Consider the following 15763-nt stretch of genomic DNA (forward strand, 5'->3'; position numbering starts at 1 on the left):
GAGAACATCATGAGCATTGATATTGATATCATTAAAGCCCGTGCGAAAAACGAATATCGCCTGTCAAAAGTGCGCGGCGAAGCCATGATCAGCGTCCGCATTCCCGGCGGTATTTTGCCCGCGCATTTGCTAACGGTGGCGCGTGACATCGCCGAAACCTGGGGCAACGGACAAATTCACCTCACTACCCGCCAGAAGCTGGCGATGCCGGGTATCCGTTACGAAGATATCGACAACGTGAACGCTGCGCTGGAGCCGTTTCTTCGCGAGATTGAAATAGAACTGTGCGACGTCCAGGTTGAGGATACCAAAGCGGGCTATCTCGCTATTGGCGGGCGAAATATTGTCGCCTGTCAGGGGAACCGCATTTGCCAGAAAGCCAACACTGACACGACCGGTCTGTCCCGTCGTCTTGAAAAACTGGTCTATCCCAGCCCTTATCATCTCAAAACGGTCATTGTTGGCTGCCCGAATGATTGCGCGAAGGCGTCAATGGCCGATCTGGGAATTATTGGCGTGGCGAAAATGCGCTTCACTGCCGATCGCTGTATCGGCTGCGGCGCCTGCGTGAAGGTCTGTAGTCACCACGCGGTAGGCTGCCTGGCGCTGAAGAACGGCAAAGCGGTCAAAGAAGAGTCCGCCTGTATCGGCTGCGGCGAGTGCGTGCTGGCCTGTCCGACGCTGGCCTGGCAACGTAAGCCGGATCAGCTCTGGCAAGTCCGTCTGGGCGGACGCACCAGTAAAAAGACGCCGCGCGTCGGCAAGCTCTTCCTCAACTGGGTGACTGAAGATGTGATAAAGCAGGTGATCGTTAACCTGTATGAATTTGAAAAAGAGATGCTCGGCGGAAAACCGATCTATCTACATATGGGCCATCTGATCGACAAAGGCGGCTATCTGCGTTTTAAAGAACGGGTACTGCGCGGCGTTCAGCTCAATCCGGAAGCGATGGTCGCCGAACGCATTTACTGGGCAGAAGACGAATCCGTCGCGCGGATGCATCTCAAACCCGCCGGGCACTAATCAACCACGCCATGGCCGCAGCCCGCCCACAGGCTGCGGCACGCTAAACCACATGACCAGCGCCGCGACAAGCAGTATGACCCCTCCGGCCAGCGCCAGCGTTGACCAGCCTACCTGCCGCCATAACGCTGGCGCTTTGTTTCCACTGAGCTTCACCGCCAGAGCACGAAAAGTGTGTACCAGCAACGCCAGCGAGGTAATCGTTAGCGAGGTTCCCGCCGCCATCGCCAGTACCGACGCCATTCCCCAGCTAAAAACGCCAATCACTTTACTGAATAACAGCACCATTATCGCGCCGGAACAGGGCCGCATCCCCATAGACAGTACGATCATGAATCGCGCGCGCCAGTCATCGCCGCTATGCAATTGTTCCTGCGTCGGTAGATGCTGATGTCCGCAGCCGCATTTTTCATGGTGAACATGGCGCGGCGTAAAAGCGATAAAGACAGGTTTACGTAGCAGCGCGCGTAACCTTTTTATGGCCCGCCAGCACAGCAAAATGCCCAGCCCGCCAACTAACGCATAGCTCCCCTTTTCCAGCCAGAAGCCGCTCAGATGGAGCTGCCTGGCCGGAAGTTGCAATACGGTCAGCACGCCCACCACCAACCCGATAGCCACGAGCCCCTGTAATAACGCGGCGGCGAGGGTTAACACGATACTCGATTTCAACTTCGAAGGATGCGTCGCCAGCCATGTCGCGATCACCACTTTGCCGTGTCCCGGCCCCAGCGCATGAAGCACGCCATACATAAAACTCAGCAGAAGCAACGATCCGCCCGCCCGCTCAGGATGCGTCGCCACCGCGTTAAGCAGCGCGCTCAACTGCTGATTCACGTCCCGCTGCCAAAGAGCGCTTTTCAACATCACCTGCGGCCAGGCCTGCCACATCCACAGACCGCCAACCAGCATCAGCAGCAGGAATAACGCCAATGGCCACAGCGAGAGCCAGCGCCGCCCCGGAGTGCGTTGAGAAAAAATTACTGACATTGCAAGGTCACCGTTTGGGCAAACTGTTTACCTAAATCCATATCCTCCGGCGGCGCGTCCTCTTTATCCAGCGACTGGGCGAAACGTAGCGTCTCTTCGCCGGGCGCAGGAGTATAAACCTGAATCCGACACTTTTCGCGCAGCGGTTCCGGCATCGTGATATCGCTGTCCTGGTCATAATGCATATCGACATAATAAGAGGGATCAAACGTTGAAAAGGTATAAGTCTGTCCGCTTAACGGCTGCGGTTCAGCCAGCGGTAGCGTAAAGGTCAATACCGCCTGATGCGCGTCACGCGTCATACCGTATTCTGTCGGCCTGTTTTTAAACTTCACTTTCGCGCCATTGCGCCACACTTCTGTAAAGTAGTGCTGCCCAAGTACGTTAGCCATCACTTCCGCCGCCAACTTTTTCCATATTTCTGACCCCGGTGCCGCGTTTCCGGCGTCATACAGCAGATCTGCGGACGTCAGCGCGTCCATTGTCCAGCGCATTTTTAACGCCACAAATTGCTCATTTTCACTGACCACCTGCGTTTGCAGACGGATGAAGCTGTGCGGATGCGCCGCCGCCACGAAAGATAAAACGGCAAGAAATAGTGTTAAGGCGCTGCGTTTCACTGGCTTCATCTGTTCCTCGCGATAAAAATTCTGTGACACTCCTCAGCATTCCTGGCCTAAAAGCACGCTTATCACATTTTTCACACGCAAACTTTAGCTATCCTTACCAGACAAACTAACGGGAGACCTGACAGATGATGCCGACAATTGCCCCACCATCTGTACTTTCCGCTCCCCAGCGCCGCTGTCAGGTATTGCTGACGCTTTTCCAGCCGGAGCCAATTGCCACGGTGGAAATCTTCAGCGCGCTTAATGGCGTTGATGATGATACTGCCCGTGAGGATATCACTGAGACAAGCCTGGAGATCCAGCGCTATCATCGCCTTGCCATCACAACATGCCAGAACGGTTGCTATCGGATCGAAGGTACAGCACTCGATCAGCGCCTTTGCCTTTTACACTGGCTCAGGCGCGGCCTGCGTTTATGCCCGACCTTCGTCACGCAACAGTTTACCCCGGCCTTAAAAAACGCGCTAAAGCAGCGCGGTATCGCGCGTCCGCTGTATGACGATATTAATCTGCACGCGCTCATCAATCTGTGCGCCCGCCGGTTGCAAAAACCATTTGAACATCGCGACGTGCAGTTCCTGCGTCTCTTTTTACAGTATTGTCTGCTACAACACCATGCCGGCATCACCCCGGAGTTCAACCCTGTACAGCAGATTTGGGCGCAGTCGTGCGCGGAATATCCACTCGCCCAGGAAATTGGTCGTCACTGGCAGCGCCACGTGATGCAGGCCGCACCGCTCAATGAAGCGCTGTTTATGGCGTTACTGTTTTCAATGATTCGCCTCCCCGACCCGATTCGCGACACGCATCAACGGGCGCAGCAACTGCGACTGGAGGTGGCGCGGCTGGTGCTGCGCTTTCGAGAAAAAGGGAACGTACGCTTCAGCGACGAACAAGGGCTTAACGATCAGCTGTATGTCCATCTCGCCCAGGCGCTGAACCGAAGTTTATTCACGATTGGCATCGATAATACGCTTCCGGAAGAGTTCAACCGTCTTTATCCGCGTCTGGTTCGCACCACACGTGAGGCGCTCGCCGGGTTTGAAGCCGAATATGGTATCCACTTTTCCGAGGAAGAGACGGGGCTGGTGGCAGTGATTTTCGGCGCCTGGCTAATGCAGGATAACGATTTGCATGAGAGACAGATCGTATTGTTAGCGGATAAAAATGATGCGCTGGAGACGCATATTGAGCAGCAACTGCGTGAACTGACCCTGTTGCCGCTGAATATCAGACGGCTATCGCTCCAGGCATTTCAAAAAGAGGGATGCCCGCGCGGCGTAGCGCTGATTGTTACCCCTTACGCCACGCCGCTACCGCTCTTCTCACCGCCATTAATTCATGCGGATCGCACCCTCACAGAGCACCAACAGCAGCAGATCCGCAAGATCCTGGAATCATGACGCGGCAACCACTTTGGGCCGAAGGAAGATAGCGGGCAATGCCACCAGCGCCATAATCCAGAACACGCCGCCGCCCAGATGTTGATACAGAAAACCGGCAAATACCGTCATAATCGCGATGCTGCCGCCCATCGCCACAGCGGAATAGACGGCCTGCAAACGAATCACCTCGCTTCCCTGACGCGCAGCGATATAGCGCATGGCGGCCAGATGGCAAACGGTAAACGTGCCACAGTGCAGGATTTGTATCACAATCAGCCACGGCAACGCCGTACTCCAGCCCATCAGTCCCCAGCGTACCACGCCGCACACAGCGGAAAGCAACAGCAAGTCGCGGGCGCTAAACCGGCGAAATAGCTTTTTACTCAGGGCGAAAATGATCACTTCCGCCACCACGCCCAACGACCATAAATAGCCGACCGCCGATGCTGAATAGCCAGCCCCCTGCCAGTAGATGGCGCTAAAACCGTAGTAGGCGGCGTGCGCCCCTTGCAGCAAACAGACGCAGGCGAGAAAACGCCAACTTTGTGCCACCAGCGTACGCCAGGCGGGCCAGCCTGCGCTCTCCTGCTGACGGCTTTCCCCTTGCGGCGGCACGCTGGGACGTAACAACATACCCAGCAACATCGAGGCGACGCCGAGCGTCAGTAGCGCCAGAATCGCTTGGTAATCGTATAAACTCACCAGCTTACCGGTCAGCGCCGACCCTATCACGAAGGCGATGGACCCCCACAGCCGCACCCGACCATAGTCCAGGGTAATTTGCTTTTGCCAGGTATTGGCCAGCGCATCGGTCAGCGGCACCAGTGGTGAAAAGAAGAGGTTAAACCCAACCATCACCACCATTAGCCACGCGACATGCGTTCCTGCCCAAAATGCCAGCGCAAATACCAGCGTCAGCAATGCCAGTACGCGCAGCGCGGAGATCAACCGCGAAGGATCGCTTACGCGAGGCGCAATGAGCAGACTACCGAGAAAACGCGCGACCAGACCCACGCCCAGCAGAAGACCGATGGTTTCCGGCGTTAGCCCAAGACCTTTGAGCCAGACGCTCCAGAAGGGCAGAAAAATACCGTAACTAAAGAAGTAGGTGAAATAACTGAGCGCCAGCCAGCGCGTGGAATGCAATGCCATGATTCCCTCCCGTTTGGAGGCGATAGTCTGGCGGTAAACGGTTGCGCTGGCAAGGGTAACATAAGATTAACAAGCGGAGGGAGAAGTTCAAACGGCAACGCCGCCGGATAATGACTTCCGGCGGCGTCACGTTATGGCGCATAAGTAATGCCCGACAGACGCAGCGCCATCGGGCCATTTTCACAGCATAAGCGCTTACGCGTAAACCGGGAAGCGGGCGCAGATATCCAGTACTTTCGCTTTCACGCGTTCAATGGTGGCTTCATCATTGATGTTGTCCAGCACGTCACACATCCAGCCAGCCAGCTCTTTCACTTCCGCTTCTTTGAAGCCGCGACGAGTGACCGCTGGAGAACCGATGCGGATACCGGAAGTCACGAACGGGCTCTTAGGATCGTTCGGCACGCTGTTTTTGTTCACGGTGATGTTAGCACGGCCCAGCGCGGCGTCAGCTTCTTTACCGGTCAGGTTTTTATCCACCAGGTCCAGCAGGAACAGGTGGTTCTCAGTGCCGCCAGACACCACTTTGTAGCCGCGGTTCAGGAACACTTCCACCATCGCTTTGGCGTTTTTCGCCACCTGCTGCTGGTAAACTTTGAACTCCGGCTCCATCGCTTCTTTCAGTGCTACCGCTTTACCCGCGATCACGTGCATCAGCGGGCCGCCCTGCGCGCTTGGGAACACGGCGGAGTTCAGTTTTTTGTACAGCTCTTCATCGCCGCCCTTCGCCAGGATCAGGCCGCCGCGCGGACCCGCCAGGGTTTTGTGGGTGGTGGTGGTGACAACGTGAGCATGGGGAACCGGGTTCGGGTAAACGCCTGCGGCAATCAGGCCCGCCACGTGCGCCATGTCGACAAACAGGTATGCGCCGATGCTGTCAGCGATTTCACGCATTTTTGCCCAGTCAACCACGCCGGAGTAGGCAGAGAAGCCACCGATAATCATCTTCGGCTTGTGCTCTTTGGCCAGCTTCGCCATCTCGTCATAGTCAATTTTACCGGACTCATCGATTCCGTAAGGTACGATGTTGTACAGTTTACCGGAGAAGTTAACCGGGGAGCCGTGAGTCAGGTGGCCGCCCTGCGCCAGGTTCATACCCAGAACGGTATCGCCCGGCTGCAGCAGCGCGGTGTAAACAGCGAAGTTAGCCTGAGAACCGGAGTGCGGCTGCACGTTAGCGTAGTCGGCGCCGAACAGTTCTTTCGCGCGGTCGATAGCCAGTTGCTCTACGACATCAACGTATTCGCAACCGCCGTAGTAGCGCTTGCCCGGATAACCTTCAGCGTATTTGTTGGTCAGCTGAGACCCCTGCGCCTGCATCACGCGCGGGCTGGTGTAGTTTTCGGAGGCGATCAGTTCGATGTGCTCTTCCTGACGTACTTTTTCCTGCTCCATAGCCTGCCACAATTCGGCATCATAATCGGCAATGTTCATTTCACGCTTTAACATCCGCATCTCCTGACTCAGCTAACAATAAAATTTGTGCCTGAAAAGGCAGTCCGTGGGACTTCGGCCAACAGTATAACCGAATCATTCTTCGATAACAGGTCTTGACAAAGGTTTTTACGCAAACGATTACCTATGCGTCAGATAAGGGTTTCCTGAACGAGAGCCTGACGAATTTCAACGGATTTCTTTTCAGCTTTGTGATGCAGATTTTTCACGTTGTTACCTCCATAACGTAAAGCAGAGAAGATCCATTTACAATGCAAGGGTATTTTTATAAGATGCATTTGATATACATCATTAGATTTTCACATAAAGGAAGCACGTATGCTTGACGCACAAACCATCGCTACAGTAAAGGCCACCATTCCCCTGCTGGTTGAAACAGGACCGAAACTGACCGCCCACTTCTACGACCGTATGTTTACGCATAACCCGGAGCTCAAAGAAATCTTCAATATGAGCAACCAGCGTAACGGCGATCAGCGTGAAGCCCTGTTTAATGCTATCGCGGCCTACGCCAGCAATATCGAAAATTTACCGGCGTTGCTGCCGGCGGTAGAAAAAATCGCGCAGAAGCACACCAGCTTCCAGATTAAGCCGGAGCAGTACAACATCGTCGGGACGCATCTGCTGGCGACGCTGGACGAAATGTTCAACCCGGGCCAGGAAGTGCTGGACGCGTGGGGCAAAGCCTATGGCGTACTGGCTAACGTCTTTATTCATCGGGAAGCCGAGATTTATCACGAGAACGCCAGCAAAGACGGCGGCTGGGAAGGCACGCGCCCCTTCCGCATCGTTGCGAAAACCCCGCGTAGCGCACTGATCACCAGCTTTGAGTTTGAACCGGTCGACGGCGGTACGGTGGCGGAATACCGTCCCGGGCAGTATCTGGGCGTCTGGCTGAAGCCGGAAGGTTTTGCGCATCAGGAGATCCGCCAATATTCACTGACCCGTAAACCCGATGGCAAAGGGTACCGTATTGCCGTGAAGCGTGAAGACGGCGGCCAGGTATCAAACTGGTTACACCATCACGCCAGCGTAGGCGATGTGGTACATCTGGCTGCGCCGGCAGGTGACTTCTTTATGAATGTCGCCGCTGATACCCCCGTTTCGCTGATTTCCGCTGGCGTCGGCCAGACGCCGATGTTAGCGATGCTCGATACGCTGGCGAAAGAACAGCATACCGCGCAGGTGAACTGGTTCCACGCGGCGGAGAACGGCGACGTCCATGCGTTTGCCGACGAAGTGAGCGAGCTGGGCCGTACACTGCCGCGTTTCACTGCCCATACCTGGTACCGCGAGCCGACTGAGGCCGATCGCGCCCAACGCCTCTTCGACAACGAAGGGCTGATGGATTTAAGCAAACTGGAAGCCGCGATCAGCGATCCGGCAATGCAGTTCTATCTTTGCGGCCCGGTAGGCTTTATGCAGTTTGCCGCAAAACAACTGGTTTCACTTGGCGTGAATAACGAAAACATTCATTACGAATGCTTCGGCCCGCATAAGGTGCTGTAATTGCAAGAAATCCTCTGAAAAAACGGGCGTTATCGTTAAGGCGAACGCCCGTTTTCCTCCCCGTTCCCCTGCTTATTGCGCTGCTTTTTATGCCTTTCTTTTACAAAAAAGGGGAATAAAAAAAGTCTGTGCAAATCGTGTTATTATTAACGTTTGACTTAGCTCGTTAGGGCATCTTTTTATGCAGCAACCTGTTGTACGCATTGGAGAGTGGCTGGTTACACCTTCTGTTAATCAGATCAGTCGTCAGGGACGCCAGATTACTCTTGAACCACGGCTGATCGATCTTCTGATGTATTTTGCGCATCATCCGGATGAAGTGTTAAGCCGGGATAACATTATTGATCATGTCTGGATGCGCACCATCGTGACCAACCATGTTGTCACCCAAAGCATTTCTGAACTACGCAAATCATTAAGAGATGGCGGAGACAGCAATGCTGAATACATCGTTACCGTACCTAAACGCGGCTATAAGCTGACGGCGCCGGTTATCTGGTGCGAAGAAAATAGCGATGAGATCGATAATTCATCAACGTCGCCGCCGCCGCCGATCGCAGCGACGAATGCAGAACCGACGGAGGGGGTTACTGCCGCTACGCCTGTGCCGCCCGCCTCTTTGCAAACGCCGACTAAAAAGGCGAAAAAGCCGCGTATTGCCGCTTTCTGGACGTGGGTGATGTTCCTGCTCTCGCTGGCGACGCTGGTGGTGTTTATCGTGATGTCGGTGGTAGATCATAATGCCGCGGTAACAAAAACGCGGTTATTACTTAACCCACGAGATATAGATGTTCGTTTTGAAGGCGGCAATTCCTGTAATAACTGGGTCTCGCAGGAGTCCTACGCCATCGGTCTGGGTGGCTTAATCACCGACCTGCTGAACACCTACTCGACTTTTATGGTGCACGATAAAACCAATTACCGGGTCAATGAGCCAAGCAGCTCCGGTAAGACGTTAACCATTCAGTTTGTCAATCAGCGCCACTATCGGGCGCAGCAGTGCTTTATGTCTGTAGTGCTCATTGATAACGCCGATGGTTCAACCATGCTGGATAAGCGTTATTTCGTCACCAATACTAACCAGTTGTCCATCCAGGATGATCTGTTTAATAGCCTGTCTTTCGTTTTAACACAGCCCTGGCCTAATCGTATGCGAGAACAACTGGCCCTGTTCAGAACGCCGCAAAATACCGCGCTGATGCGTTTTTATGAGGCGCGCCAGCTTATTCTGAGCGGCGATGCGCAGGCGCTAGGTAAAGCCAGCGATATTCTGAATGGCATTATTAAGGAAACGCCTGATTTCAACTATGCCTATGAATATAAAGTGCTGGTAGATGTATTACGGCAATCACAGCAGCCGTTTGATAAAGAACAAGTGGCCGCACTGAACGAAGAGTTTAAAAAAATAGATCAAATTCCGGGCGTTGAGAAAACGTCTGTTTATTATAAAATCAAGACCGTTGATCTTTTGGGCAAAGGTGATATCGATGCAGCGTATGAGGAAATCAATAAAAGCATCGAGCTTGAAATGTCGTGGTTTAACTATGTCCTGTTGGGGAAAGTTTACGAAATGAAAGGTGAGAATCGTCTGGCCGCTGATGCCTATCTGACCGCCTTTAATTTACGTCCAGGTGAAAACACGCTGTACTGGATCGAAAATGGCGTATTTCAGACATCCGTTCAGAAAATTGTCCCTTATCTGAATAGTTTTCTGGCAGAAGATTAAATTTAACGCTGAACCATGACAAATAAAAGCGAAAAGATATTAAATTTTTCGCTTTTATTTTGTGAAAAACATGTTGCCAAAAATAGCTTATGTTAATTTTGGCAACATATTCATTGCAAAGATATGTAAATATAACTCTTTGTAATTAAACGATGTTTATCCTTTCATGATATTTTTCATGATATTTATATGTTAATTCAAAAAAATCAATCTATCAGTTTTTTCATGTTTGTGTTTATTTCACTTTTTCTTTAGGACTTATCTCAACCCAATCGTTAATCTTATCGACAGTTGAACGGGCACGCAGCATATATGAAGCATAAGCCCGGTTCTTAAAAATACAGCTCAGGAGAAATGAACATGAGTTCTGTCAAAAAGATCGGGCTATTTGCCTGTACTGGCGTCGTTGCCGGTAATATGATGGGGAGCGGGATTGCATTATTACCCGCCAACCTTGCCAGTATTGGTGGCATTGCCATCTGGGGCTGGGTAATTTCTATTATTGGGGCAATGTCGCTGGCTTATGTTTATGCGAGGCTGGCAACCAAAAACCCTCAACAGGGTGGTCCTATCGCTTATGCTGGGGAAATATCTCCGGCGTTTGGTTTCCAGACCGGCGTTCTTTATTATCACGCAAACTGGATTGGTAACTTAGCCATCGGTATTACCGCGGTTTCTTATCTTTCTACGTTCTTCCCGGCGTTAAATAATCCAATACCGGCAGGTATTGCCTGTATTGCTATCGTCTGGCTGTTCACCTTTATTAATATGCTGGGCGGGGCCTGGGTCAGCCGTTTGACAACGATTGGCCTATTCCTGGTGCTGATCCCGGTAGTCTTGACCGCAGTCGCCGGCTGGCATTGGTTCGATATCGCGACCTATCACGCGAACTGGAACACGTCTACGACGACCGACTCTCACGCCATTGTTAAAAGTATTCTGCTCTGCCTGTGGGCGTTCGTTGGCGTTGAGTCTGCCGCCGTCAGCACCGGCATGGTGAAAAACCCGAAACGCACCGTACCGCTGGCAACCATGCTGGGTACCGCGCTGGCAGGCATCATCTATATCGCCGCGACTCAGGTTATCGCCGGGATGTTCCCAGCTTCCGTTATGGCCTCTTCCGGCGCGCCGTTCGCTATCAGTACCTCCACGATTCTGGGTGGCTGGGCTGCGCCGCTGGTTTCCGCCTTTACCGCTTTCGCCTGCCTGACGTCTCTGGGCTCCTGGATGATGCTGGTCGGCCAGGCTGGGGTTCGCGCCGCCAACGACGGCAACTTCCCGAAAATTTACGGTGAAATGGATAAAAACAGTATTCCGAAAAAAGGTCTGCTGTTGGCTGCGGTGAAAATGACGGCGCTGATGATTCTGATCACCATCATGAACTCCAGCGGCGGTAAAGCGTCCGACCTGTTCGGCGAACTGACCGGGATTGCCGTACTGCTTACCATGCTGCCGTACTTCTACTCCTGTGTTGACCTGATTCGCTTCGAAGGGTTCAACATCCGTAACTCGGTAAGCCTGATTTGTTCTGTACTGGGCTGCGCATTTTGCTTCATCGCACTGATGGGCGCCAGCTCCTTCGAACTCTCCGGCACCTTTATCGTCAGTCTGATCATCCTGATGTTCTACGGTCGCAAAATGCACCAGCGCCAGAACAACGACAGCGACAACAATACGGCTGAAGCGCTTTAACCGCTAACTCCTTTTTCTCAAAGCCCCTTTCGTCACCTGCTATAGCGTAGCGGGAGGGGCCCACTTTACCAGGAACAAGACTATGAACGTTATTGCTATCATGAACCACATGGGCGTCTACTTTAAAGAAGAGCCTATTCGTGAACTGCATCGTGCACTGGAAGGTTTAAATTTCCGTATCGTCTATCCAAACGACCGAGAAGACCTGCTGAAGCTGATTGAAAATAACTCCCGCCTTTGCGGCGTCATTTTCGACTGGGATAAATATAACCTTGAGCTTTGCGAAGAGATTAGCAAGCTGAACGAGTATATGCCGCTGTACGCCTTCGCCAACAGCTACTCTACGCTGGACGTCAGCCTCAACGATCTGAGAATGCAGGTTCGCTTCTTTGAATATGCTTTAGGCGCCGCAGCCGATATCGCGGCGAAAATTCGCCAGAATACCGATGAATACATCGACAATATTCTGCCGCCGCTGACAAAAGCGTTGTTCAAATATGTGCGCGAAGGGAAATATACTTTCTGTACGCCTGGCCACATGGGCGGGACCGCTTTCCAGAAAAGCCCCGTCGGCAGCATCTTTTATGATTTCTTCGGCCCGAACACGATGAAATCCGATATTTCGATTTCCGTTTCCGAACTGGGTTCGCTGCTGGACCACTCCGGCCCGCATAAAGAAGCGGAAGAGTATATCGCCCGCGTCTTTAACGCCGAACGTAGCTACATGGTGACGAACGGCACCTCTACGGCGAACAAAATCGTCGGTATGTACTCCGCGCCGGCAGGCAGCACGGTACTGATTGACCGTAACTGCCATAAATCGCTGACCCATCTGATGATGATGAGCGACATTACGCCGATTTATTTCCGCCCAACCCGTAACGCCTACGGTATTCTTGGCGGTATTCCGCAAAGCGAGTTCCAGCACGCCACTATCGCTAAACGGGTAAAAGAGACGCCTAACGCAACCTGGCCGGTCCATGCTGTTATTACTAACTCAACCTATGACGGTCTGTTGTATAACACTGACTACATCAAGAAAACTCTGGATGTGAAGTCCATTCATTTTGACTCCGCCTGGGTGCCTTATACCAATTTCTCCCCTATTTATCAGGGTAAATGCGGTATGAGCGGCGACCGTGTGGAAGGCAAAATCATTTATGAAACCCAGTCCACGCATAAACTGCTGGCGGCGTTTTCACAGGCATCCATGATTCATGTTAAAGGCGACATTAACGAAGAAACCTTTAACGAAGCCTACATGATGCATACCACCACTTCTCCGCACTACGGTATCGTAGCGTCTACTGAAACCGCAGCGGCGATGATGAAAGGTAATGCGGGTAAACGCCTGATTAACGGCTCTATTGAACGTGCGATTAAATTCCGTAAAGAAATTAAACGCCTGAAAAGCGAATCTGACGGCTGGTTCTTTGACGTATGGCAGCCGGAACATATCGATGGAGCTGAGTGCTGGCCGCTGCGTTCAGATAGCGCATGGCATGGCTTCAAAAATATCGATAACGAACACATGTACCTCGACCCGATCAAAGTCACTATCCTGACGCCGGGGATGAAGAAAGACGGTACGATGGATGAGTTCGGTATTCCGGCAAGTCTGGTCGCCAAATATCTCGATGAACGCGGCATCATCGTAGAAAAAACCGGTCCATACAACCTGCTGTTCCTGTTCAGCATTGGTATCGACAAAACCAAAGCTCTGAGCCTGCTGCGCGCGCTCACTGAATTTAAACGCGCCTTTGACCTGAACCTGCGCGTCAAAAACATTCTGCCGGCACTGTACCGCGAAGCGCCTGAGTTTTATGAAAATATGCGCATCCAGGAACTGGCGCAGAATATTCATAAACTGGTCGAACATCATAATCTGCCGGACTTAATGTACCGTGCGTTTGAAGTGCTGCCGAAAATGGTGATGACGCCGTATACTGCGTTCCAGAAAGAGCTGCATGGCGAAACGGAAGAGGTGTATCTTGAAGAGATGGTTGGACGCGTCAACGCCAACATGATCCTTCCTTACCCTCCGGGAGTGCCGCTGGTGATGCCTGGTGAAATGATCACCGAGGAAAGCCGTCCGGTACTGGAATTCCTGCAAATGCTGTGCGAAATCGGCGCCCACTATCCGGGCTTCGAAACCGATATCCACGGCGCCTATCGTCAGGCAGACGGACGTTACACCGTTAAGGTGCTGAAAGAAAATACGAAATAAGTACCAAAGGGAAGTGGCTTGCCACTTCCCTTTTTTCACGCAGCAAGGAGACTTTATGAAAACACCCTCACAACCGCGCGCGATTTTTTACATCGTGGCGATTCAAATTTGGGAATACTTCAGCTTTTACGGCATGCGTGCCTTACTCATCCTTTATCTTACCCACCAGCTTGGTTTTAATGACAGCCACGCGATCAACCTCTTCAGCGCCTACGCCTCTTTAGTTTACGTTACCCCTATTCTTGGCGGCTGGCTTGCCGACCGCCTGCTTGGCAACCGCGTGGCGGTTATCACCGGCGCCTTATTGATGACGCTGGGTCATGTGGTATTGGGCTTAGAATCTGATTCAACGCTGAGTTTATATGCGGCGCTCGCCATTATTATCTGCGGCTACGGCTTGTTTAAATCCAATATTAGCTGTCTGCTGGGCGAACTTTACGCCCCTGATGACAACCGCCGCGACGGGGGATTCTCGCTGCTCTACGCCGCCGGGAATATTGGATCGATAGCCGCGCCGATCGCCTGTGGTCTGGCGGCGCAGTGGTATGGCTGGCATGTCGGCTTTGCGCTGGCGGGCGTGGGAATGTTCATCGGCCTGCTCATCTTTTTAAGCGGTCATCGCCACTTTCAGCAGACGCGCGGTGTTAATCGCCCCGCGCTGCGGGCGGTTAAATTCGCCCTTCCAACCTGGGGTTGGCTGGTATTAATGCTGTGTATCGCACCGGTATTCTTCACCCTCCTGCTGGAAAATAACTGGTCTGGCTATGTGCTGGCCATTGTCTGCGTCTTCGCGGCGCAACTTATCGCCCGTATTATGGTTAAATTTCCCGAACACCGTCGCGCCTTGTGGCAAATCGTTCTGTTAATGATCACCGGCACTCTCTTCTGGGTTCTGGCGCAGCAGGGCGGAAGTTCGATCAGTTTATTCATCGACCGTTTTGTCAACCGCCACTGGCTAAACATGACCGTCCCCACCGCATTGTTCCAGTCGGTCAATGCGATTGCGGTGATGGCGGCGGGCGTGGTGCTGGCGTGGCTGAGCAGCCCGAAAGAGAGCGCCCGCTCGGTGCTGCGCGTCTGGCTTAAATTTGCCGTGGGGCTGGTATTGATGGGCGGCGGTTTTATGCTGCTGGCGCTAAACGCGCATCAGGCCCGGTTAGACGGGCAGGCATCAATGGGAATGATGATCGCAGGGCTGGCGCTGATGGGCTTTGCGGAACTGTTTATTGATCCGGTCGCGATGGCGCAAATTACCCGCCTCAACCTGCCTGGCGTCACGGGCGTACTGACCGGTATTTATATGCTGGCGACCGGCGCGGTCGCTAACTGGCTGGCTGGCGTGGTCGCGCAACAAACCACGGAATCGCAAATTAGTGATACGGCGGTAGCCGCCTACGGACACTTTTTCTCGCAAATGGGCGAGTGGACGCTAAGTTGCGTGGCGCTGATCGTCGCCATTGTCGGCCTGAGATGGGTTTGCACCCGGACTACATCGGCGCTACCGCAGGGCGATTAAACGGTGGTTCGCTGCCCACAAGGAGGAGACGGGCAGCGAATCGGCACATCAGATAGCCGCGTCGTCTTCTTCGCCAGTACGGATACGAATAACGCGGGCGACATCAAAGACAAAGATCTTACCGTCGCCGATTTTCCCCGTCTGCGCGGTACGAATGATGGTATCAACACAGGTATCCACGATGTCGTCAGGCACAACGATTTCAATTTTTACCTTCGGCAGAAAATCCACCATATATTCCGCGCCGCGATACAGCTCGGTGTGGCCTTTTTGACGGCCAAAACCTTTGACTTCAGTGACCGTCATGCCGGTAATACCTACCTCGGCCAGCGCTTCACGGACATCGTCCAGCTTGAAGGGTTTAATAATCGCATCAATCTTTTTCATGCTATTCCTTGAAAAGGTCGCCTGTGTTTTGATCGGTTAAACGTAACATATTTCGCGCTACTTTACGGCATGAAA

At 52.9% G+C, this 15763-nt stretch carries 12 protein-coding genes; 7 read left to right on the top strand and 5 right to left on the bottom strand.

Annotation, left to right across the window (positions count from 1 at the left end; genetic code table 11):
- The first annotated feature begins 9 nt into the window (after positions 1-9).
- The gene (asrC, locus tag J4617_RS15040; protein WP_017465861.1) at positions 10-1023 is read left to right on the top strand and encodes a sulfite reductase subunit C; all 1014 of its coding nucleotides are present in this window, start codon (positions 10-12) and stop codon (positions 1021-1023) included.
- Here the strand turns inward: asrC and J4617_RS15045 are convergent, their stop codons facing one another.
- Entirely contained in the window at positions 1024-2010 is a 987-nt protein-coding gene (locus tag J4617_RS15045; RefSeq protein WP_000111028.1) for a nickel/cobalt transporter, read from the bottom strand.
- Positions 2001-2639, bottom strand: a complete 639-nt coding sequence (locus tag J4617_RS15050) for a DUF1007 family protein (protein WP_000805728.1) — start codon at positions 2637-2639, stop codon at positions 2001-2003. The genes J4617_RS15045 and J4617_RS15050 overlap by 10 nt, the downstream gene beginning before the upstream one ends.
- 125 nt (positions 2640-2764) lie before the next feature.
- On the opposite strand from J4617_RS15050, the gene csiE reads away from it, so the two are divergent.
- Positions 2765-4042 (top strand): stationary phase inducible protein CsiE, encoded by a 1278-nt coding sequence (gene csiE, locus J4617_RS15055; protein WP_000982964.1) that lies wholly within the window; start codon positions 2765-2767, stop codon positions 4040-4042.
- On the opposite strand, the gene J4617_RS15060 is transcribed toward csiE, so the two are convergent.
- Together J4617_RS15060 and glyA are read right to left on the bottom strand one after the other, a co-directional pair.
- Positions 4037-5176 (bottom strand): 3-phenylpropionate MFS transporter, encoded by a 1140-nt coding sequence (locus J4617_RS15060; protein ID WP_001173729.1) that lies wholly within the window; start codon positions 5174-5176, stop codon positions 4037-4039. The two genes, csiE and J4617_RS15060, sit on opposite strands and share 6 nt — an antisense overlap.
- A gap of 195 nt (positions 5177-5371) precedes the next feature.
- Positions 5372-6625, bottom strand: a complete 1254-nt coding sequence (glyA, locus tag J4617_RS15065) for a serine hydroxymethyltransferase (protein ID WP_000919178.1) — start codon at positions 6623-6625, stop codon at positions 5372-5374.
- A 324-nt stretch (positions 6626-6949) separates the two neighbouring features.
- On the opposite strand from glyA, the gene hmpA reads away from it, so the two are divergent.
- The 5 genes from hmpA (at position 6950) to dtpD (ending at position 15301) form a co-directional block, all read left to right on the top strand.
- Entirely contained in the window at positions 6950-8140 is a 1191-nt protein-coding gene (gene hmpA / locus J4617_RS15070; RefSeq protein ID WP_017465860.1) for an NO-inducible flavohemoprotein, read from the top strand.
- A 181-nt stretch (positions 8141-8321) separates the two neighbouring features.
- On the top strand, positions 8322-9866 hold the full coding sequence (gene cadC / locus J4617_RS15075) for a lysine decarboxylation/transport transcriptional activator CadC (protein WP_001187150.1): 1545 nt from the start codon (positions 8322-8324) through the stop codon (positions 9864-9866).
- A 360-nt stretch (positions 9867-10226) separates the two neighbouring features.
- On the top strand, positions 10227-11558 hold the full coding sequence (gene cadB, locus J4617_RS15080) for a cadaverine/lysine antiporter (RefSeq protein WP_017465859.1): 1332 nt from the start codon (positions 10227-10229) through the stop codon (positions 11556-11558).
- 82 nt (positions 11559-11640) lie between these two features.
- Complete coding sequence (cadA, locus tag J4617_RS15085; protein WP_001100652.1) at positions 11641-13785, top strand: lysine decarboxylase CadA; 2145 nt, start codon at positions 11641-11643, stop codon at positions 13783-13785.
- 55 nt (positions 13786-13840) lie between these two features.
- Positions 13841-15301, top strand: a complete 1461-nt coding sequence (dtpD, locus tag J4617_RS15090) for a dipeptide permease DtpD (protein WP_000856793.1) — start codon at positions 13841-13843, stop codon at positions 15299-15301.
- 48 nt (positions 15302-15349) lie between these two features.
- Here the strand turns inward: dtpD and glnB are convergent, their stop codons facing one another.
- On the bottom strand, positions 15350-15688 hold the full coding sequence (gene glnB / locus J4617_RS15095) for a nitrogen regulatory protein P-II (RefSeq protein WP_000717694.1): 339 nt from the start codon (positions 15686-15688) through the stop codon (positions 15350-15352).
- Positions 15689-15763: the final 75 nt, after the last annotated feature.

The sequence above is a fragment of the Salmonella sp. 32010601201800023SM genome (assembly GCF_017572235.1).
GTDB classification, from domain to species: Bacteria; Pseudomonadota; Gammaproteobacteria; order Enterobacterales; family Enterobacteriaceae; genus Salmonella; species Salmonella enterica.

What these genes read in the sequence shown, in the direction of transcription:
- asrC (WP_017465861.1), top strand. Translation starts at nt 10, where the DNA reads ATGAGCATTGATATTGATATCATTAAAGCCCGTGCGAAAAACGAATAT.
- J4617_RS15045 (WP_000111028.1), bottom strand. Translation starts at nt 2,010, where the DNA reads ATGTCAGTAATTTTTTCTCAACGCACTCCGGGGCGGCGCTGGCTCTCG.
- J4617_RS15050 (WP_000805728.1), bottom strand. Translation starts at nt 2,639, where the DNA reads ATGAAGCCAGTGAAACGCAGCGCCTTAACACTATTTCTTGCCGTTTTA.
- csiE (WP_000982964.1), top strand. Translation starts at nt 2,765, where the DNA reads ATGATGCCGACAATTGCCCCACCATCTGTACTTTCCGCTCCCCAGCGC.
- J4617_RS15060 (WP_001173729.1), bottom strand. Translation starts at nt 5,176, where the DNA reads ATGGCATTGCATTCCACGCGCTGGCTGGCGCTCAGTTATTTCACCTAC.
- glyA (WP_000919178.1), bottom strand. Translation starts at nt 6,625, where the DNA reads ATGTTAAAGCGTGAAATGAACATTGCCGATTATGATGCCGAATTGTGG.
- hmpA (WP_017465860.1), top strand. Translation starts at nt 6,950, where the DNA reads ATGCTTGACGCACAAACCATCGCTACAGTAAAGGCCACCATTCCCCTG.
- cadC (WP_001187150.1), top strand. Translation starts at nt 8,322, where the DNA reads ATGCAGCAACCTGTTGTACGCATTGGAGAGTGGCTGGTTACACCTTCT.
- cadB (WP_017465859.1), top strand. Translation starts at nt 10,227, where the DNA reads ATGAGTTCTGTCAAAAAGATCGGGCTATTTGCCTGTACTGGCGTCGTT.
- cadA (WP_001100652.1), top strand. Translation starts at nt 11,641, where the DNA reads ATGAACGTTATTGCTATCATGAACCACATGGGCGTCTACTTTAAAGAA.
- dtpD (WP_000856793.1), top strand. Translation starts at nt 13,841, where the DNA reads ATGAAAACACCCTCACAACCGCGCGCGATTTTTTACATCGTGGCGATT.
- glnB (WP_000717694.1), bottom strand. Translation starts at nt 15,688, where the DNA reads ATGAAAAAGATTGATGCGATTATTAAACCCTTCAAGCTGGACGATGTC.